This window comes from Actinomadura barringtoniae (assembly GCF_017573505.1).
GTDB lineage: Bacteria > Actinomycetota > Actinomycetes > Streptosporangiales > Streptosporangiaceae > Spirillospora > Spirillospora barringtoniae.
In genome coordinates, this window is record NZ_JAGEOJ010000025.1 from 29,892 (window position 1) to 48,080 (window position 18,189).

At 70.2% G+C, this 18,189-nt stretch carries 17 protein-coding genes; 9 read left to right on the top strand and 8 right to left on the bottom strand.

Going from position 1 to position 18,189, the window contains the following annotated elements:
• Positions 1 to 88 precede the first annotated feature (88 nt).
• From J4573_RS44500 to J4573_RS44510, 3 genes are all read left to right on the top strand, one after another.
• The gene (locus J4573_RS44500; RefSeq protein ID WP_208262423.1) at positions 89 to 310 is read left to right on the top strand and encodes a hypothetical protein; all 222 of its coding nucleotides are present in this window, start codon (positions 89 to 91) and stop codon (positions 308 to 310) included.
• Between the two features lie 128 nt (positions 311 to 438).
• A complete protein-coding gene (locus J4573_RS44505) occupies positions 439 to 1,461 on the top strand; it encodes an aspartate-semialdehyde dehydrogenase (protein WP_208262424.1) in 1,023 nt (340 codons plus the stop codon).
• Positions 1,462 to 1,558: 97 nt separating this feature from the next.
• Positions 1,559 to 2,161: a hypothetical protein gene (locus J4573_RS44510; protein WP_208262425.1), complete on the top strand. Its 603-nt coding sequence runs from the start codon at positions 1,559 to 1,561 to the stop codon at positions 2,159 to 2,161.
• Positions 2,162 to 2,175: 14 nt separating this feature from the next.
• Here the strand turns inward: J4573_RS44510 and J4573_RS44515 are convergent, their stop codons facing one another.
• A complete protein-coding gene (locus J4573_RS44515; RefSeq protein ID WP_208262426.1) occupies positions 2,176 to 2,397 on the bottom strand; it encodes a DUF2277 domain-containing protein in 222 nt (73 codons plus the stop codon).
• Between the two features lie 162 nt (positions 2,398 to 2,559).
• Between J4573_RS44515 and J4573_RS44520 the strand changes: the two genes are divergently transcribed.
• Both J4573_RS44520 and J4573_RS44525 read left to right on the top strand, forming a co-directional pair.
• Positions 2,560 to 2,955 carry a hypothetical protein gene (locus tag J4573_RS44520; protein WP_208262427.1) on the top strand — a complete coding sequence of 132 codons (396 nt, stop codon included), beginning with the start codon at positions 2,560 to 2,562 and terminating at the stop codon, positions 2,953 to 2,955.
• A gap of 11 nt (positions 2,956 to 2,966) precedes the next feature.
• Entirely contained in the window at positions 2,967 to 3,434 is a 468-nt protein-coding gene (locus J4573_RS44525) for a hypothetical protein (RefSeq protein ID WP_208262428.1), read from the top strand.
• A 94-nt stretch (positions 3,435 to 3,528) separates the two neighbouring features.
• Here the strand turns inward: J4573_RS44525 and J4573_RS44530 are convergent, their stop codons facing one another.
• The 3 genes from J4573_RS44530 to J4573_RS44540 all read right to left on the bottom strand — a co-directional run bounded on the left by J4573_RS44530 (position 3,529) and on the right by J4573_RS44540 (position 8,980).
• Positions 3,529 to 5,055, bottom strand: coding sequence for a M28 family metallopeptidase (locus J4573_RS44530; protein ID WP_208262429.1), 1,527 nt, complete (start codon positions 5,053 to 5,055; stop codon positions 3,529 to 3,531).
• Positions 5,056 to 5,192: 137 nt separating this feature from the next.
• The gene (locus J4573_RS44535; RefSeq protein ID WP_208262430.1) at positions 5,193 to 7,601 is read right to left on the bottom strand and encodes a M4 family metallopeptidase; all 2,409 of its coding nucleotides are present in this window, start codon (positions 7,599 to 7,601) and stop codon (positions 5,193 to 5,195) included.
• Positions 7,602 to 7,951: 350 nt separating this feature from the next.
• Positions 7,952 to 8,980 (bottom strand): alpha/beta hydrolase, encoded by a 1,029-nt coding sequence (locus tag J4573_RS44540; protein ID WP_208262431.1) that lies wholly within the window; start codon positions 8,978 to 8,980, stop codon positions 7,952 to 7,954.
• 91 nt (positions 8,981 to 9,071) lie between these two features.
• On the opposite strand from J4573_RS44540, the gene J4573_RS44545 reads away from it, so the two are divergent.
• Positions 9,072 to 9,782: a peptidylprolyl isomerase gene (locus J4573_RS44545; protein ID WP_243774609.1), complete on the top strand. Its 711-nt coding sequence runs from the start codon at positions 9,072 to 9,074 to the stop codon at positions 9,780 to 9,782.
• A gap of 6 nt (positions 9,783 to 9,788) precedes the next feature.
• On the opposite strand, the gene J4573_RS44550 is transcribed toward J4573_RS44545, so the two are convergent.
• Complete coding sequence (locus J4573_RS44550) at positions 9,789 to 12,293, bottom strand: tetratricopeptide repeat protein (RefSeq protein ID WP_208262432.1); 2,505 nt, start codon at positions 12,291 to 12,293, stop codon at positions 9,789 to 9,791.
• 156 nt (positions 12,294 to 12,449) lie between these two features.
• Positions 12,450 to 13,373, bottom strand: coding sequence for a hypothetical protein (locus J4573_RS44555; protein ID WP_208262433.1), 924 nt, complete (start codon positions 13,371 to 13,373; stop codon positions 12,450 to 12,452).
• A 175-nt stretch (positions 13,374 to 13,548) separates the two neighbouring features.
• On the opposite strand from J4573_RS44555, the gene J4573_RS44560 reads away from it, so the two are divergent.
• Positions 13,549 to 14,319, top strand: a complete 771-nt coding sequence (locus J4573_RS44560; protein ID WP_243774610.1) for an isocitrate lyase/PEP mutase family protein — start codon at positions 13,549 to 13,551, stop codon at positions 14,317 to 14,319.
• A gap of 35 nt (positions 14,320 to 14,354) precedes the next feature.
• On the opposite strand, the gene J4573_RS44565 is transcribed toward J4573_RS44560, so the two are convergent.
• The gene (locus tag J4573_RS44565; RefSeq protein ID WP_208262434.1) at positions 14,355 to 15,029 is read right to left on the bottom strand and encodes a hypothetical protein; all 675 of its coding nucleotides are present in this window, start codon (positions 15,027 to 15,029) and stop codon (positions 14,355 to 14,357) included.
• Positions 15,030 to 15,115: 86 nt separating this feature from the next.
• Here J4573_RS44565 and J4573_RS44570 point away from each other — a divergent pair, with 86 nt between their 5' ends.
• Both J4573_RS44570 and J4573_RS44575 read left to right on the top strand, forming a co-directional pair.
• Positions 15,116 to 16,201: a lipocalin-like domain-containing protein gene (locus J4573_RS44570; RefSeq protein WP_208262435.1), complete on the top strand. Its 1,086-nt coding sequence runs from the start codon at positions 15,116 to 15,118 to the stop codon at positions 16,199 to 16,201.
• Between the two features lie 335 nt (positions 16,202 to 16,536).
• A complete protein-coding gene (locus tag J4573_RS44575; RefSeq protein ID WP_208262436.1) occupies positions 16,537 to 17,373 on the top strand; it encodes a nitroreductase/quinone reductase family protein in 837 nt (278 codons plus the stop codon).
• Positions 17,374 to 17,380: 7 nt separating this feature from the next.
• Here the strand turns inward: J4573_RS44575 and J4573_RS44580 are convergent, their stop codons facing one another.
• A complete protein-coding gene (locus J4573_RS44580; protein ID WP_208262437.1) occupies positions 17,381 to 18,106 on the bottom strand; it encodes a TetR/AcrR family transcriptional regulator in 726 nt (241 codons plus the stop codon).
• Positions 18,107 to 18,189: the final 83 nt, after the last annotated feature.

Here is an 18,189-nt window from a genome sequence, read left to right on the forward strand (position 1 = left end):
ACTTGGCCGGTGGCCGGTTGTCCCGGGGTCAGGCGTGCTGGCTCTGGGTATTGGAGAGGCAGACGGATCGCGGCCCGGGGGGTGCCGGATGACGACCATCGTGATCGTGATCGCCTGTTTCGCGGCGGCGTTGCTGCTGGTGTTCGTGGTGGGGCTTCTGCTCGCGAGGTCGGGCACCGGGCCCTGGCGGACCGGGGATCCGGCGACCGATGAGGTCAGGAAGGCGGCGGAGGCGGACGCCGCGGCGGTCCAGTCGGACCGCAAGTACTTCCGGCCCGACTCGCCCGGAGCCGATCGCGACGACCTCTAGCCCCGCTTCGTGGCGGAACGTTCAAGAAGTTCTTAAGTAACCTGCTAAGGACTATTGATTGGACGGACGCCGCGATACCTGGGCAGACTCGGTTGCCGCAGGTCACGGCAACCGAGTGAGGGAGCGGCATGAGAATCGGGATCGTCGGGGCGACCGGCCAGGTAGGCGGCGTGATGCTCAAGATCCTGGACGAGCGCGGGTTCCCGGCCGAGGAGCTGCGGCTCTTCGCCTCCGCCAGGTCCGCCGGGCGGACGATCCCGTGGAAGGGCGGCGAGGCCGTCGTCGAGGACGCGGCCACGGCGGACTACTCCGGGCTCGACATCGTGCTGTTCTCCGCGGGCAAGACCACGTCCAAGGCGCTGGCCGAGAAGGTCGCCGCCGACGGCGCGGTCGTGATCGACAACTCGTCCGGCTGGCGGATGGACCCGGACGTGCCGCTGGTGGTGTCCGAGGTCAACCCGCACGCCGCGGCCGTACGGCCCAAGGGGATCATCGCCAACCCCAACTGCACCACGATGGCCGCGATGCCGGTGCTGCGCCCGCTCCACGAGGAGGCCGGGCTGAACGCCCTGGTCGTCGCCACCTACCAGGCGGTCTCGGGCAGCGGCCTGTCCGGCGTCGCCGAGCTGCACGAGCAGGCGCGCAAGGTCGTGGAGGGCGCCGACCGGCTGACCCACGACGGCGCGGCGGTGGAGTTCCCCGAGCCGCAGGTGTACGTGCGGCCCATCGCGTTCAACGTGCTGCCGATGGCGGGCGCCATCGTGGACGACGGCCTGAACGAGACCGACGAGGAGCAGAAGCTCCGCAACGAGAGCCGCAAGATCCTCGAGATCCCCGGCCTCAAGGTCTCCGGAACGTGCGTCCGGGTGCCGGTCTTCAGCGGCCACTCCCTGCAGATCAACGCCCGTTTCGACCGGTCGATCAGCCCCGAGAGGGCCGCCGAGCTGCTCTCCGGCGCCCCGGGCGTGGTCCTCTCGGACATCCCGACCCCGCTCCAGGCCGCCGGTCAGGACCCCACGTACGTGGGCCGCATCCGCCGCGACGAGACCGTGGAGAACGGCCTGTCCCTCTTCGCCTCGGGCGACAACCTGCGCAAGGGCGCCGCGCTCAATGCCGTCCAGATCGCCGAGCTGGTCGCCGCCGCGCTCTGATCGGGTCGCGCGCCCTCTTGATCGAATGACGTGGCCCCCGCTCCGAACCATCCGGGGTGGGGGCTCGTCATATCCCCAAACGATCAAGGAGGCGTTCATGAGGAAGTGGCCGGTGATCGCTACGGCGGGTGCCACGGCGGGCGTGATGGTGCTGGCGGGGTGCGGTTCTGAGAAGGCCGGGGAGCCCAAGAGCGCCGCGACGACCACGGCCGTTCAGCCCTCGGCGACCACACCCGCCGCCGCCCCGAGCCGCCCCATCGCGCCGGGCGAGCCGAATCCCGGCGCCGGGAAGGAGGGCGAGCTCGGCCCGTTCGGGTTCGGGAGCGTCAAGCTGGGGATGACGGCCGCCCAGGCCAAGGGGACCGGGCTGGTGCAGATCAAGTCCAAGCCCTCGGCGGGCTGCGGCTCGTTCATCCTGATCCCGGGCGCCTCGGACGTCGTGCCCGGCAAGGGCTTCATCTCCAAGAAGCTCGGCATCGCCTCGATCTTCGCGGGCAAGACCGTGCGGACCCCGCAGGGGATCGGCCTCGGATCCACGACGGCGCAGGTCAAGAAGGTCTATCCGGCCCTCCAGGAGGGGCCGAACCTCAGCTTCGTCGCCGTTCCGGGCAACCCCAAGGCGACCTACAGCTTCCTGATGAGCGCGGGCAAGGTCAGCGAGCTGGCCCTGGACCTCAAGGCGCAGGACTGCCACAACTAGCCCCCGGGAACTGATCAGGCGGAACGGCGTCCGCCCTTCACCTCCAACGTGGACAGCAGCCGGGCGGTGCTCTCGGCGATCTCCTGGACGGCCCGGTCGAAGGCCTCGGCGTTGTGCGAGGCGGGCGCGCGGAAGCCGGAGATCTTGCGTACGTACTGGAGCGCGGCGGCCCGCATGTCCTCCTCGGTCACGTCCTCGGTGAACGGGGGCCTGAGTGTCTTGATGCTGCGGCACATGGGTCCATTGTGACGTCTGGATTGTCCAATTGTCCGAGACCCCTCCGAGACGCCTTGGACAAAGCGATCGGGCCCCTGACCTGTGCCAGTGTGAGGTCACGACCCCAACGTGATCAACGGGCCCACGGCTTTCGACCCGGTGGCCCGTCCCAAGGAGCTCATATGCGGATCCGAGCGATCGCCGGCGCCCTCGCGGGCGCGACGGCCGCCGCGGGCCTGATGGCGGTCACCGCCACCCCCGCCCACGCCAACGGCAGCACCAAGCCCATCTGCGTGGGCAAGGCGTACGAGATGTACGCCTGCTTCACCCCCAAGGGCGACAAGTTCTGCATCACGAACAAGTCGAAGATCAAGGGCAACTACGTCGACATCGAGTGGTTCGCGCCCTACAAGGGCAAGGGCGGTCGCGTGGTCAACAAGAAGGGCTACAACAAGACCGTCTGCAAGAGCTACGCGAGCTACCTGAAGGAAGGCGAGCGGGTCAACTTCCACGCCTGGCTCTACAACAGTGGCGGCGTCACGATCGACGTCTCCAAGGACAAGTCGGCCACGATCTGAGGGAGTTCTCCATGCGTCTTCGTCACCGCATCGCCGGGATCGCCATGGCAGGGGCCGTCGCGTCGGGCCTCATCGTCGCGGGAGGGACCGCCGCCGAGGCCGGAGCGTACGGCTGCAGCGGCAAGTTCATCCGCTCCTGGCCGATCTCCGCCAAGTTCGTCGTGGTCAGCGACGTCCGGCTCTACTACAACTCCTCGACCCGGTACAGCTGCGCCGTGAACGTCAAGCGCAAGGCCTACCGGGGCAAGAAGACCCAGACAGACATCGAGATGCTCAACCAGACCTGGGCCGAGGACAACCAGCACAAGGGCGTGAACTGGTCCAAGGACGGCGGCAAGTTCTCCCAGTACGCCGGTCCGGTGAAGGTCCGCGGGCGGTCCACCAAGGGCAAGAAGTACAAGATCACGATTGTGGCGTCCGCCTCCGGTGGCTCGGGCGTCAACACCCCGCCGGTCTGGAAGACGGTCTGGGCCTACTGACCTCCTCCCAGGACGGCCGCAGCTCCCGGTGGCCGTCCGTGGGTACGGCTCGCCCTAGGTGCCAGGGCGGGCCGTACCCGTCTTCACAGGCGGCTCAGGACTTGGTGATCTTGAGGTTGTCGACGCCGGCCTCGACGAGGCTGCCGCCGCTCGCGTCGGCGGCGTCGACCACGATCCGGACGGTCTGGCCGGCGAACGACGACACGTTCACACTGGCCGTCTGCCAGGAGGCGGCCCGGTTGGAGGCCGCGCCGGTCTGGTCGAGGACGGTGCTCGTCGTGGTCCCGACGACCCGTACGCGCAGGTAGTCGGCGCTGGAGGCGTTGTTCAGATGCCCCAGATACCAGCTGAACGACAGGTTCAGTGTCCCGGCGGGCAGGGCGATCGGGGCCGACTGGACGCTGGTCACGCCGCCGTCGATGTCGTTCGCCCCGGCGTCGGATCCGGCGGAGGCGCCGGTGACCAGGTCGTTGCTGCCGCCCGCGGGCGCCAGCTGCAGGCCCGTTCCGCTGTAGGTGGTGGGCTGGGCGGCGCCGCGCTCGAACTTGCCGGTCGTGGCGGTGTCGGTCCCGGCCGGGTTGGCGGTCCAGCCCTTGTCGGTCTCAAGATCGTCGGAGTAGACGGTCTCGCCGGGCGGCTGGGCGGCGCCCGCCAGGTTCCAGACGGCGTAGGCGATCGAGTCGGCGTTGCGGTCGAGCGCGGTGTCGTTGATGTTGCTCGAGGTGTCGCATGAGCTGTGGTAGCAGCGGTCGAACGCCTGACCTGCCGTTCCACCCCACAGCTGCGCCTGCGCGGACGTCTTGATCTCCTCGGCGCCGGTGAACATGCCGCCCGCCGGGATGCCGTACCGGATGAAGCCGCCGTAGTCGCTGCGCCCGTCGAACGCGGTGTCGCGCACCTGGACGTTGATCGAGGTGAAGTACGCCCGCAGCGTGTTCTCGATCTCCGCCGACCCGGCGGGGCCACCGCTGCCGCTGGACCCGTCGCCGTCATAGGCGAAGTAGCCGGGGTTGGGCGAGCCGACCATGTCGAAGTTCAGATAGCCCTTGATCTTGGCCCGCTCGGTCGCGCCGAGGTTGCTGGTGTAGTAGTTCGAGCCGACCAGACCGAGCTCCTCCGCGCCCCACCAGCCGAAACGCAGGTGTTTGGCCGGATGGAAGTTCTCCCGTGCGACCGCCAGGGCCACCTCGAGGTTCGCCGCCGAGCCCGAGCCGTTGTCGTTGATGCCGGGGCCCGCGGTCACGCTGTCGAGGTGCGCGCCCGTCATCAGGACCTGGTCGGCGTCGCCGCCCGGCCAGTCGGCGATCAGGTTGTAGCCGGTGGCGCCGCTGGAGGTGAACGACTGGATGGTCGTGGTGTAACCGGCCGCGTCCAGCTTGCCCTTCACGTAGTCGAGCGAGGCCCGGAAGCCGGGACGCCCGTGGGCTCGGTTGCCGCCGTTGCTGGTGGCGATGGTCTGCAACTGGGACAGGTGCGCCTTGACGTTGGCCAGCGGGATATCCGGCGCCGCCAGCGCCTTGGCGGTGGGGGGTGTGGCCGCTGCCGCCGCCGATCCGCCGATCATGGCGGTCGTCACGGCAAGGCTGAGCGCCCCGATGGTCGCGAGTACGCGCGATCTCATGGCGTTCCTCCGAAGGGGTCCGGAAAGGGATCCGAAAGAGAAGCGCCGGCTCGTGGCGGGCCCCGCCTGTCGAGGGTGGGGGACCGAGCGAGGGCTCGCCACGAGCCGGCCGAGGGGGTTCCTCAATAGGGTCGGGACTACGACTTGGTGATGGTGACGTTGTCGATGCCGGCCTCGACGAGGCTGCCGCCACCGGCGTCGGCCGCGTCGACGACGATCCGGACCGTCTGCCCGGCGAACGGCGTCAGGTTGAAGGTCGCGTTCGCCCAGGCGGCGGAACGGTTGGCCGCCGATCCGGTCTGGTTGACGGCGACGCTGGTGGTGGTCCCGACGACGCGCACGCGCAGGTAGTCGGCGCTGGAGGCGTTGTTCAGGTGACCGAGGTACCAGCTGAACGACAGGCTCAGCGTGCCCGAGGGCAACGTGATCGCCGGCGACTGGACGCTGGTCACACCGCCGTCGATGTCGTTCGCGCCGACGTCGGTTCCGGCGGAGGCGCCGGTGACCAGGTCGTTGCTGCCGCCCGCGGGCGCGAGCTGCAGGTTGGTGCCGCTGTAGGAGGTGGCCTGGGCGGCGCCGCGCTCGAACTTGCCGGTCGTCGCGGTGTCGGTCCCGGCCGGGTTGACCGTCCAGCCCTTGTTGGTCTCGAAGTCGTCGCTGAAGACCGTGCCGGGCTGCGTGCTGCCGACGCTCAGGGCGTAGGTGGCCGTACGGTCCACGCTCGCGCCGTCACCGAGCACCGTGATCGTGTAGTTCCCGTTCGGCGTGCCGGCCGGAACGTTCACCGTCATGGTGGACGACTGCCCGGAGGTCACCGACGCGGGCGAGAACGACGCGGTCGGGCCGGACGGGCTGCTGGTCGCCGACAGCGCCACGGTCTGCGCGCTGCCGCCGGTCGTGGCCGTGTTCACGGTCGCGGTGGTCGATCCGCCGGCCTGCGCGCTGCCGGAGGACGGGTTCAGCGACAGTGAGAAGTCGTTCTGCTGCGTGCCGCAGGACGCCTCACCGCTCTGCGCCGGAACGCTGACCGCCGCCCACGCGGCCTTCACCGCGTTGCACTCGGTGGCCGAGCCCGGGAACAGCTGGATCGCCGCGTTGATCGTCTCGATGCGCTCGCGCGCGTGGCTCCAGGCCGTCACCTTGCGGTTCAGGCCGCCCATGAAGATCTGCCCGGCCTTCTGAACGCCGATGCCGGTCACGGTGGAGCTGTTGCACGTCGGGCTGGCCGGGTCGCCGCCACCCGGGTTCGAGCCCTTGGCCAGCAGGTAGAACCAGTGGTTCTGCGGACCGGCGGCCGCGTGCACCTCGGTGCTCGGGATCGACGAGGAGTAGCAGTTCGGGTCGCCGAGCGCGCCGGGGTTGTACATGTTGCGGATCGGTCCGCTGCCGACCAGGTTGACCTCTTCGCCGACCAGGAAGTCCGGCTCGTCGTACTGGGTCGGCTCGTTGGCGTAGTACTCGGTCAGGGCGCCGAAGATGTCTCCGGTCGACTCGTTCATCCCGCCCTTCTCGTTGCCGCTCCCGCCGCTGGAACCGCCGGGCGTGGTCTGGAAGATGGCGTGACCGAACTCGTGCGCGACGACGTCGTAGGAGGTCGCCTGCTTGGAGTTGGCCGAGTTGTGGCCGAAGCTGGTGTAGCTGCCGTTCCAGAACGCGTTCTCGTCGTTCAGGCCGACGCGCGCCGGGAAGCCGCCGCCGCTGCCGTTGATGCCGCTGCGCCCGAGCCAGGCGCCGAGCATGTCCCATTCCTTCTGGACGGCGTAGAGGGCGTCGACGCAGGCGGTCTCCAGGTTGGTGCCGCTGCCGTTGCCCCACGCGCTGTCGGTGCCGGTGTAGGTGGCGCCGTCCTGGCCGCCGCAGCGCAGGCCCGAACGGGTCGGGTCGGTCATCGAGGTCGCGGCCGTGCTGAGGTCGACGGTGCCGTGGTAGTTGGACTGGTCGTCGGCGACGTCGGTGACCTCGTCCCAGGTGCCGACGACCTTGCCGGACGCGGCGTCGACGAAGACGTGCAGCTTGGTCTGGGCCTTCTTGCGGAAGCCCGTCACTACCGTCTCGTACGCCAGCCGCCCGCTGCCCTCGGCCATCACGGTCAGCGCGGGCTTGGACGCCGAGGTGACCGTGCTGACCTGCGAGCGCGAGACCTTGGCGGCCTGCGCGGACGACACGGTCGCCTTGGTGGACACATCGAGCTGCTTCGGCTGTGCGACCGTGGTGCTCAGCACCGAGCCCTTGGAGTTGGTGACGACGACGAAGTCGCCGCCGTAGACGGGCAGGCCGTCGTAGGTCCTGTCGTAGGAGACGTACTGCAGACCGCCCTGGCCGGACACGACACCGCGCCGGACGATCTTCTCCTCGGGCGCCTTGTGGACGGTCTTCGGCTTGGCGGCGACGAACTGGTCGGCCGCCGTAGCGGCGACCTTCTTGGCGTCGGGCTTGGGCGGGGCCGGGGGCGGCGACGTGGCGGCAGCGGCTGTGACGGGGGATGACAACGTCACGGCGAGGCAGGCGGCGATCGCCCCCGCCCCGAGCGCGGACTGATGTCTCACAGGGGTGCTCCTTCCGGGAACCGGGCAGGGCGGGCCGCCGGAGGTCCTTGTGGGAGGGCTCCGCGAGGTCCGGACTACCTGGTGATGAGGGGAAGTGAACGAGGGGAGGTGCTTCTCACGCGTTTCTCATCCGGATGAGATGCCCTGAAGTGCACCCTGATGGGGGATTGGTGTCAACGAATCCATCAACGACTGGATTTTCAATCCGTCCGCTTCGAGGGTCGAACGGTCACTGAACGGCTCCCGATCCCGCACGTGACCAGGTACGACGCGGCCCCCGACCGGCGCGCGGAAGATCGGGGGCCACGAAGATTTTCACTATCGGATGATCACGGGCCGGGCCGGCGCGGCTACGGGGTGATGCGGTGGCAGAGCCAGGCGAGCGACAGCGGGTAGCGGTACTCGATCGCGCCGTGGGCCGCGTCGAACAGCTCGAAGTGGATCACGTCCTCCTTGACCCCGGCGTCGAGAAGCGCCTGGTGGAACGCCTGGGCGCCGACGTCCAGGTACCACTCGTCCCGGGTGCCGCCGTCGATCCAGATCGCCTGCTGTGACTGCATCGCGCCCGCGTACCGCGGCACCATGCGCACCGGGTCCATGTCCAGCCAGCGCTGCCACACGTCCGGCTTCAGCACGCCGGTGACGGTGTCGAACGGCAGCACGGGCGTGCCGTCGTCGGCGGCCGAGTAGCAGGCGGTGTAGCCGAGGAACTCCAGCAGCTTGGAGTCCTCGCCCTTGGTGAACGACACCCGCGAGTTGAAGTCGTTCCACCAGTTCATGATGTCGCCGTCGTAACCGCGCAGCTGGCGGACCGCGTCGGGGAAGTCGGGCAGGTAGCAGTACTCGAAGAGGGCGTCCCCGGAGTGCGTGGCGAACGCCCCGAACAGGTCGGGGCGCAGCATCGGCGTGATCATCGCGCCGTAGCCGCCGCTGGACTTGCCGGTGATCGCCCGGTGGCCCGGCTCGGCCAGCGTCCGGTAGTTGGCGTCCACCCAGGGCACGACCTCGTCGCACAGGTAGGAGTGGTAGCGGCCGGTGCCGGCCGAGTCGAGGAACTGGCTGCCGCCGTACGCCGTCCAGGCGTCCACGTACACGACCAGCGCGGGCGGCGCCTCGTCGGTGGCGAACACCTCGTCCGCCAGCTCGGGGAACGGGCGCCGGAACGGCATCCGGTTGCGCCACATCATCAGGTGGCCGGTGAAGCCCTGGATGACGTACACGACGGGGTAGCGGCGCCCTGGATCGTCGTCATAGCCGGGCGGCACGTACACCCACAGCGGCCGCTCGTGCGGGTCGCCGAGCGGGTTGCCGCGCAGCAGTTCACTGGTGAAGACGTGCTCGTCGACGCGCCCGGCGAGCTCGGCGGACCATGGCAGCATGCAGAGTTCTCCCTGATCATTGAAGTTGGGGCGGCTTTTCGTCGTGATTTGCCTCTACCCCGTCGCCACGGATGATCACTAGCTTGACCCTATGACCAAGCGCTGGATGATCCCCGCCCTCGCCGTCGCCGCTCTCACCGTCACCGTGCCCACCGCCACGGCCAACGCACAGGCCACGGCCGAGCCCACCGCGCGAGGCGGCCATGGCCAAGGCCACGGGCAAGGCGGTCACAAGGTGAAGTGCACGTTCATCCCGACGCCGGACAACCCCGCGGCCAAGCCCGTTCACCCGCCGCGTCCGCGCGCCAGGAACCGCGGCACGGTCGAGGTCACGCTGAAGACCAACTTCGGCGACATCAAGATCCGGATGGACCGGCGGGCGGCGCCCTGCACCGTGCACAACTTCGTGAGCCTGACGCGGCAGCGGTTCTTCGACCACACGCAGTGCTGGCGGCTGACCAATTCCGAGCGGCTCGGCGTGCTGCAGTGCGGTGACATCTACCGCGCCGAGGAGGGCGGGCCGGGCTACAAGTTCGCCGACGAGCTCACCGGCAAGGAGACCTACCCGCGCGGCACGGTCGCCATGGGCAACTGGGGTCCCGACACCAACTCCAGCCAGTTCTTCCTGGTGCACTCGCACGCCAACATCCCGCCCGCCTACACGGTCTTCGGGAAGGTCACCAAGGGCCTGAACGTGCTGGACCGGATCGTCGCCGGCGGCATCATCCCGGGCCCGACCAACCCGCAGGACGGCCAGCCGAAGCACCCGGTGAAGATCATCAAGGTGCTCGTCCGCCACTGAGGCTCGTCACTGACGCCCGTCGCTGACGTCGCCGACCGACCAGGCGGCGATCTGCGCCCGGGAGCTGAAGCCGAGCTTGGCCAGGATGTTGGCCACATGGCGTCCCGCCGTGCCCGGGCTGATCACCAGTTCCTCGGCGATCTGGCGGTTGGTGAGGCCCCGCCGGATCAGCGCGACGACCTCGCGTTCGCGCGGCGTCAGCGTGCTGCCCGGCGGCGCCTCGGCCGTGGCCGTACGGGGCGCGGGCACGGACGGCGGCCCGAACGCGGCGGGGGACTCGAGGTCGATGGTGAGGTCGCCGATCGCGGTCGAGATCGCGTCGGCGGCCTGCGTCGCGCGGCCCTCGGCCCACAGGCGGGCGACCGCCGGGGCGCCCAGCCGTTCGCGGACGCCGTCCAGCCACTGCTCGCGGCGCGCGCCCGAGGCCGGTGACGGCGCCGCCCCCGCGGCCTCGCGCAGGGTGGCGGACGCCCCGGCCAGCCGTACGGCACGGACGTCGTCGCCCTCGCGTTCGGCGAGCGTCGCGAAGACCTCCAGGATGCGCGCGACGCCGAGCCGCTGGCCGGTCAGCTCCGTCAGAACGAGGCTCTCGGCCAGATGCCGCCGCGCGGAGGCGAGATCGCCCATGTCCAGTGCGACCGCGCCGATCCCCGCCAGGCAGCGGGCGCGCTGCATGCGGAAGTCCTCCAGGTGGTCGGCGATCGCGTGGGCCTCGCGGTAGTAGCGCATCGCCCGCTCGTAGTCGCCCGCGCCGTGCGCGACGACGCCGAGGCCGACCAGCGAGGTCGCCGCGATGCCGAAGTGGTCCATGCTCTGGAAGATCGCCAGGCTCTCCTCGTGCAGCCGCCCGGCCGTGCGCAGCTGCCCGCGCCGTACCGCCAGCGAGGCCAGCGCGGCGAGCGCCAGCGCCTCGTTGAACGGGTCGGGCGGGTCGCCGTCGCGGGCGCGCTCGCGGGCCTCGGTCAGCAGCCGTTCCGCGCCGTCCCCGTCGCCGCGCCGCAGAGCGATCCAGGCCATGACGACCTGCGTCACGTTCATGCCCTTGGCGTCGCCGAGAGTCCTGGACAGCTCGAGGCCCTCGCGCGCGTACCGCCCGGCCAGGTCCAGCTCGCCCTGCTCGTACACCAGCTGGCCGTACGCCTCGCAGGCCGCGGCGCGCAGCGCGGGCGACGGGCGTTCGGGCATCGCGAAGAACCGCTCGAACCAGCTCCGCCCCTCCGCGAACCGCCCCTGGATCAGCCAGAACCAGCGCAACGCGATGCACAGCCGCAGGCCCGGCTCGACCTGGCCCGCCACCGCCGACGTGCGGAGCGCGGCGCGCAGGTTGTCCTGCTCGATCCGTACGGAACGGAACGCGGCCATCCGCCCGTCCCAGGCGGCGGCGGGATCACGCCAGCCGGTCCGTTCGTGCCGTTCGGCCAGCGTGACCATGTGGTCGCGGTGCCGTACGAGCAGGTCGGCGGCCTCGCCCGCTTCCGCGAGCCGTTCGCCCGCGTAATGCCGGATGGTCTCCAGCAGCCGGTAGCGCGACGCGCCGTCCTCGAAGGTCACCAGCGACTTGGCCACCAGGTCGCCGAGGGTGTGCAGGACGTCGATGTCCTCGCCGCAGATCCGTTCGGCCTCCTCCAGCGTCCAGCCGCCGGAGAAGACCGACAGGCGGCGCAGCAGCAGCCGTTCGTCCGCGCCGAGCAGGTCGTGGCTCCAGTCGACCGTCGCGCGCAGCGTGCGCTGGCGGGCGGCGGCCGTACGGCTGCCGTGGACCAGCAGCCGGAACCGCTCGTCGAGCCGTTCGGCGATCTGCTCGACGCTGAGGAACGCGACGCGGGCCGCCGCCAGCTCCAGCGCCAGCGGCATCCCGTCCAGGCCGCGCGCCAGCCGTACGATCACCGGGGCGTTGCCGCGATCGAGCCCGAAGCCGGGGCGGGCCGCGGCGGCGCGGTCGGTGAACAGCCGGATCGCGGCGTGCCGTCCGACCCGGGCCAGGTCGAGGTCGGCGAGCGCGGACTCCTCCGGCAGATCCAGCGGCGGCACGCGCCAGATCACCTCACCGGGAACGCGGAGCGGCTCGCGGCTGGTCGTCAGCACGCGCAGGCCCGGGCAGCGCTGCAGCAGCCGTTCGGTGAACGCGGCGCACCCGTCGACCAGATGCTCGCAGTTGTCCAGCACGAGCAGCATCTCGCGGGCGCGCAGCGCGGCGAGGAGCGTGTCGGCGGGCGTGCGGCCGGGCTCCTCGGTGACCCCGACCTCGGCGGCGACGGCCTGCGGGATCAGCAGCGGGTCGGTCACGTCGGCGAGCGGCACCAGCCACGCCCCGTCCGCGAAGCCGTCGGCGACCGCCGCGGCCAGATGCCGCGCCAGCCTGGTCTTCCCGATGCCCCCGACCCCGGTCAGCGTGACGACACGCTCGCCCGGCAGGAGTGTGGCCAGGTCGGCCATGTCCCGCTCCCGCCCGACGAACCGGTTGGTCTCCGCCGGCAGGTTGTGTCGCCCCGGCTGCGTGCGATGTCTCATGACCCTCGCTGAGAGTCTGACACCGCCGCCCGAGCCCTGCCAGAGACAGTCCAGGTCAGGACGCGCCCCGACCGGCCGTCAGGACGCCCCCGGGCCCGGAGCCCGGACGCGCCCGGACCGGTGCGGGCCCCGCGCGGGCCCGCACCGGCGTGCCGCCTAGGAGGCGCGGCGCAGGGTCAGGAAGACCCGGTAGATCCCGTTCGGGTCACCGCCGTCGAACCGCAGCGCGGGCAGCGTCACCTGCGCGGACTTCGCGGTGTCGGAGTCGGCGTCGGCCTGGTTGAGCAGCAGCGACGTCGGGTTGCCGACCGCGTCGTCGGCACCGATGGTGGCGATGACGCCGGCGATCGAGCTGAGCGCGCCCAGCACGACGGCCGCCAGCGGCTTCTTCATCGCGGTGGCGACCGCGGCGGCCGCCGTCAGCACGCTGGCGATGTCGGACGCGATCTGCGCCTTGTCGCCGAGGTCGTGCTCGAAGTGCGCGGCCGTGAGCAGCAGGTCCGAGTCGAAGGCGGCGGGTCCGCCGCGGCCGAACAGCCGCAGCTGCTCCGAGCCGCTCGCGGGCGCGCGGTCGCCCTCCTTCACCTTGTAGACCGGCGTGACGACCGACCGTGCCGGGTCGCCGTCGTCGGCCTCCTTCTGCGTGATCAGCGCGAAGGTGGTGTAGGGCTCGTCCTTGCCGAGCCACTCCGGATTGCTCACGTCGTCGCAGATCATGTGCGAGAACTGCAGGTCGTACTTGTGCGTGACCGTCTTCGGCGGCTTGGACGTGGCGGTTCCCCCGAACCCGTCCACGATCCGCCCCAGGTCGGCCGAGAGCACCTGCGTCGAGCTGGGCTTGAAGGCGTAGTTCCCGCCGAACCGGGCGCGCTTGTCGGCGTCGCTCAGCTTGTCGGCCGCGCGGACCATGCGCGCCGCGCCGTCCTTGGCGCCCGGCATCTTGTCCAGGGCCTTGCCGACGGCCCGGTCGAGGTCGTTCTGCTGCGCGGACGGGACGCCCGCCGCGTAGCGCCGAAGGAGCAGCAACGTCGCCCCCGCGAACTCGGCGGCCCCCGCGCCACCGATCTCTGTGTCGCTCATGTCGAACCCTTCGCTGCGATCGGGCACCCCCCGTGGGGCCCGATGACGCTGCAAACGTTATGAAGAGTCCTGGTATCACCACATGTGCCGAACGATGTATTCGCCGATGCATGTCACATTCCGGCGCGGTGTGGTGTCGGTATGGAGGACACCGTTGTCCACTGGAGGAATGATCATGTCGACCGCACTGAACGAGAAGGTCGCCCGGCTGCGCGAGCTGCACAGGCCGGGCGAGCCGCTGCTGTTGCCGAACGTGTGGGACGCCGGCTCGGCCAAGGTCGTCGCCGAGGTCGGGTACCCGGCGCTCGCCACCGCCTCGGCGGCCGTGTCGGCGATGCTGGGCGTCCCCGACCACCAGGGCGGCACGCCCGAGGAGATGCTCGGCGCCGCCGGGCGGGCCATCCGCGCCGTGGACGTGCCGGTCACCGTGGACGCCGAGGCGGGCTACGGGCTCGCGCCCGAGGACCTGGTCGCGCGCCTGGTCGGGATCGGCGCCGCCGGCTGCAACCTCGAGGACACCGACCACGCCGGTGAGGGGCTGCGCCCGGTCGCCGAGCAGGCCAAGTACCTCGCCGAGGTCCGCAACGCCGCCCGCGACGCGGGCGCCGACCTGGTCATCAACGCCCGGATCGACGTCTTCCTGGGCGCGAAGAAGGGCCCCGAGGTCGTCGCCCAGGCGCTCGAACGGGGACGCGCCTACTTCGAGGCCGGCGCGGACTGCGTGTACCCGATCCGCGTCTCGGACGAGGCGGACATCAGGGCGCTGGTCGAGGGCCTGCCTGGCCCGGTCAACACCAACCTTCCGGGGAACGACCTCGACCTGCGGAAGCTGGCCGAGATCGGCGTCGGGCGCGTCTCGTTCGGCCCGATGCCGTACTTCACCGCGCTGGAGGCGCTGAAGGGCATGGCCACGCGGATCGCCGCGTACGAGAACCCGTACGGCTAAGCCCGGACGGCACGGCTTGGCGGCAACCCGGACGGCTAACGGCCCGCGACGCTCACCAGGATGAGCAGGAAGAACAGGAACAGCGGGATGCCCGCGCCGATGATCGCCATCGGCCGCGTCATGAGCGGCGGGCCGGGGTCGGCCGGGGTCCCGTGCTCGCTGCCGTCCGGCGGCGGCATCGGCGGCCCCAGGCCGGCGACCTTGCCGCGCCGCACCAGGTTGATCAGCACGGTGAAGGGCGTGATGGCGAACGAGAGGTAGCCCCACCAGCCGCCGATCAGCGTCTTGGCGGTCATGTCGCGGAACACCGAGAGGCCGCAGTCCCTGCAGAACGGCCCCTTCATGTGCAGGAACGACATCATGATGATCATGCCGCGGTGGCCGCGGAAGGTGGTCTCGGCGGCGGGAACGCATCCGCAGAACCTGCACTGCACGCTGTAGGCGGCGCCGTGCTGCTGATAGCCGTGCTGCTGCTGGTGGTAGCCCTGCTGCTGGTGATGGCCGCCGTACGGGTCGGGCTGCTGCTGCGGCCACTGCGGAGCCGGAGCCGGTTGCTGCTGGGGCCACTGCGGGGACGGCTGCTGCTGTTGGGGTGCGTAGGGGGCGGCGTACGGGCCGGGGTGCGCGCCGGGCTGCTGGGGCGGGCCGCCTCCGTACTGGCCCGGCTGCTGCGGCGGGCCTCCGTATGGGGGGTTCTGGGGTGGATGCACGGTCGGCGATGATGCCACGAAACCCCCCACAGCCGACGTCGATCCAGGTATCTTCCGATCAAGCTTTCAAGATCAAGGAGGACCCGATGGCCGCCGTGCGTCGTGTTCGCGGAATGTTCGTGACGGTGGCCGCGGCCGGTGCCGTGCTGGCCGGGGGTCTTCCCGCCTCGGCGGAGCCGGCCGCGCCCGCGTCGCCCGCCGCACCGGTGCCCGGGGCATCGATCCCGAAGGACGAGTCGCCGCACGACAACGTGCGCGAGTGGTGGTACTACACCGGTCACCTGAACGGCGTCGACTCCCACGGCAAGCGTCATTCCTACGGCTTCGAGCAGGTGTTCTTCCGCAAGCGCGTGACGTTTCCGACGCTCGCGGGCTACTCGGGCAACCTCGCCGTGACCGACCTGACGAACGACGCGTTCAGATGGGAGACGCGGACCGCGATCCAGCCCGACACCATTCCGGCGGGCGGCGGCTACGACATCGCCGTCCAGGACTGGAAGATGGCCGGGAAGAACGGCTCGTACACGCTCGGCGGCGGATTCCAGGACGGCAGCTACAAGGTCGACCTGAGCCTTCAGCAGAAGACCCCGCCCGCGCTGCACGGCGCCTATCGCGGCATCAAGGGCCTCATCGACTACGCCCAGTGGGGCGAGTCGTACTACTACTCCTACACCAATCTCGCAACGCAGGGCACGGTCTGGGACCACGGCGAGCCGGTGAAGGTGACCGGGACTTCCTGGTTCGACCACCAGTACGGCGACTTCAAGAGCGCGTTCGGCAAATGGGACTGGTACAGCGTCCAGCTGAACAATGGCACTCAGTACATGGTCTACCTGATTCACGATGCCAACGGAATAGTCAGGCGGTCCGGGACTCTCGTCCGGCGGGACGGCTCCACGGCCGACCTTCCCTCCGACTCGCTGAAGGCCACGGCGCTCGGGACGTGGAAGAGCCCGGCGACCGGCCTGTCGTACTCCAGCGGCTGGTTGCTGCAGGTGCCCGGCGGCAGGCTCGTCATCAAGCCGCAGCGCCTCGACCAGGAGGTGGCGTGGCCGAACGCGCCGGGCGGCGGCTACTGGGAGGGCACCTCCTCGGTCGCCGGAACCGTTCACGGCAAGCCGGTCACGGGCCAGAGCTACGTCGAGATCACCACGCCCGCCATCACCTTCTGACCGGGTTGACGGAATTCGCGGCACCGGGTGACAATGCACCCGGTGTCGTGTGGCGTTGCCGGGATGGAGACCGCGAGGACGGTCTCAGGGGAAGGCAACGAGTGGGCGGCACCCGTATCGCAAGGGGATGATGTCGTGGCTTCCATGTTCACGGGACTCGTCTGATCCAGCCGGCTCCGGCAGCTAGTACGACCTGCCGTTGAGCGGCTCGTCCTTTCTTTCTTCTTTCATCGCCGCGCGCGTTGACGCCTGCCTGCGTTCACGCCTGCATGCCTTAACGCCTGCATGCCTTAACGCCTGCGCGGATTTCACCCATGCCAGGAGTTCAGTTCTTCATGCCCAAAGACTTCAATCAGCAGATCATCGAGGAATTCCGCGCCAATCGCGGACGCGTCGGCGGCCCTTTCGAGGGCGGCCGGCTGCTTCTTCTGACCACCACCGGTGCCAGGACCGGAAACAAGCGCACCAACCCGCTCGCCTACCTGCCCGATGGTGACCGCTTCCTCGTCATCGCGTCGGCGGGCGGCGCGCCCTCGAACCCCGACTGGCTCCACAACCTCATCGCCAATCCGCGCGTGACGGTCGAGGACGGCGTCTTCACCCGGGAGGCCGACGCGACCGTTCTGCAAGGCGAGGAACGGGACCTGCTCTTCGCGCGCGCTGTCGAGGCCGACCCGGGATGGGCCGCCTACCAGGCCAAGACCGAACGGATCATCCCCGTGGTCGCGTTGAGCCCGATCCCGGCGCCGCCGGTCGTGGAGGGCTCACCGGGCGAGGAGCTCGTGGCCATCCACGGCGCGTTCCGCAGCGAACTGGGCCGCATCCGCCGCGAGGTCGCCGAGTCCGGGCCCGTGCTGGGAGCTCAGTTGCGCGTCAACTGCCTGACCGTCTGCCAGGGCCTGCACTTCCACCACGGGGTCGAGGACGCGCACGTGTTCCCGGCCGTTCAGGAGAAGTATCCGGAGCTGGCCGAGCCGCTGGCCCGCCTGCGCGAGGAGCACGGCACCGTCTCGCGGCTGCTCGATCAGCTCAAGGCCGCGGTCACGGACGCCGGAGCCGACCGTGCCACCGTCGCGGCGGAGGTCGAACGCCTCACGGCCGAGCTGGAGGCCCATCTCGACCACGAGGAGTCCTACCTGGTGCCCGCCCTGAACTCGATCAGCTTCCCTTGATCCGCGATCAGCTTCCCTTGATCTGATCGAGGCGGACGGCCAGGCCGTCGAGGACCCGTTGGAGGCCGTAGTCGAAGTTCTCGTCGCGTACCTCCGACGGGTCCTGGCTCAGCTGCGCGGCCGGGGCCGAGGGGAGCTCGGGGTTGTCCTCGGCGGCGGCCCGCAGGTTCTCGACGAACTCGGTCTCGGTCTGGCCGCTGCGCGCGAGCATCGACAGGTAGGCGGCCTCGTTGGTCGCCAGGCCGACCACGTAGGAGATCACCGTCCCCATGGCCTTGTCGGACTCCTCCACTGAGAAGCCCGCGGCGTTGAACACGGCGATCACGGCCTCGGACAGGCGGCTCACGTTCGGCCCGAGCTGGACCAGCCCGACCTGTCCGAGGAGCGTGGCGACCCACGGGTGGCGCAGGGCCATCGCGCGCAGGCTCGCGGCGAATCCGGCGATGGCCTCCCGCCAGGCGTTCGGGTCGCCCGCGGCCGGCACCTCCAGCTCGCCGTAGACCTCGTCCACGACCAGCTCGATCAGCTCGTCCTTGTTGGCGACGTGCCGGTAGAGCGAGGTCGCCCCCGCGTTCAGCCGCGTGCCGAGGCTGCGCATGCTGAGCGACTCGATCCCTTCGGCGTCGAGCAGCTGGATCGCCTCGGCCACGATCCGCTCCTGGCTCAGCGCCGGGTGCTCCTTCTTGCGCGGGCGGGCCCACACCGAGGGGATCGCCTTGTCCTTGGGCGGCATGCGCGTCTCCTTCGCATACTCCGACGTCCGAATACGTCGAGGTCAACCACCCCTCACACTAGCGCACACCGTACGCACTTGCG

Excerpts from the sequence above, each read along its gene's own strand:
- J4573_RS44500 (WP_208262423.1), top strand. The coding sequence starts at position 89 with ATGACGACCATCGTGATCGTGATCGCCTGTTTCGCGGCGGCGTTGCTG.
- J4573_RS44505 (WP_208262424.1), top strand. The coding sequence starts at position 439 with ATGAGAATCGGGATCGTCGGGGCGACCGGCCAGGTAGGCGGCGTGATG.
- J4573_RS44510 (WP_208262425.1), top strand. The coding sequence starts at position 1,559 with ATGAGGAAGTGGCCGGTGATCGCTACGGCGGGTGCCACGGCGGGCGTG.
- J4573_RS44515 (WP_208262426.1), bottom strand. The coding sequence starts at position 2,397 with ATGTGCCGCAGCATCAAGACACTCAGGCCCCCGTTCACCGAGGACGTG.
- J4573_RS44520 (WP_208262427.1), top strand. The coding sequence starts at position 2,560 with ATGCGGATCCGAGCGATCGCCGGCGCCCTCGCGGGCGCGACGGCCGCC.
- J4573_RS44525 (WP_208262428.1), top strand. The coding sequence starts at position 2,967 with ATGCGTCTTCGTCACCGCATCGCCGGGATCGCCATGGCAGGGGCCGTC.
- J4573_RS44530 (WP_208262429.1), bottom strand. The coding sequence starts at position 5,055 with ATGAGATCGCGCGTACTCGCGACCATCGGGGCGCTCAGCCTTGCCGTG.
- J4573_RS44540 (WP_208262431.1), bottom strand. The coding sequence starts at position 8,980 with ATGCTGCCATGGTCCGCCGAGCTCGCCGGGCGCGTCGACGAGCACGTC.
- J4573_RS44545 (WP_243774609.1), top strand. The coding sequence starts at position 9,072 with ATGACCAAGCGCTGGATGATCCCCGCCCTCGCCGTCGCCGCTCTCACC.
- J4573_RS44550 (WP_208262432.1), bottom strand. The coding sequence starts at position 12,293 with ATGAGACATCGCACGCAGCCGGGGCGACACAACCTGCCGGCGGAGACC.
- J4573_RS44555 (WP_208262433.1), bottom strand. The coding sequence starts at position 13,373 with ATGAGCGACACAGAGATCGGTGGCGCGGGGGCCGCCGAGTTCGCGGGG.
- J4573_RS44560 (WP_243774610.1), top strand. The coding sequence starts at position 13,549 with ATGTCGACCGCACTGAACGAGAAGGTCGCCCGGCTGCGCGAGCTGCAC.
- J4573_RS44570 (WP_208262435.1), top strand. The coding sequence starts at position 15,116 with ATGGCCGCCGTGCGTCGTGTTCGCGGAATGTTCGTGACGGTGGCCGCG.
- J4573_RS44575 (WP_208262436.1), top strand. The coding sequence starts at position 16,537 with ATGCCCAAAGACTTCAATCAGCAGATCATCGAGGAATTCCGCGCCAAT.
- J4573_RS44580 (WP_208262437.1), bottom strand. The coding sequence starts at position 18,106 with ATGCCGCCCAAGGACAAGGCGATCCCCTCGGTGTGGGCCCGCCCGCGC.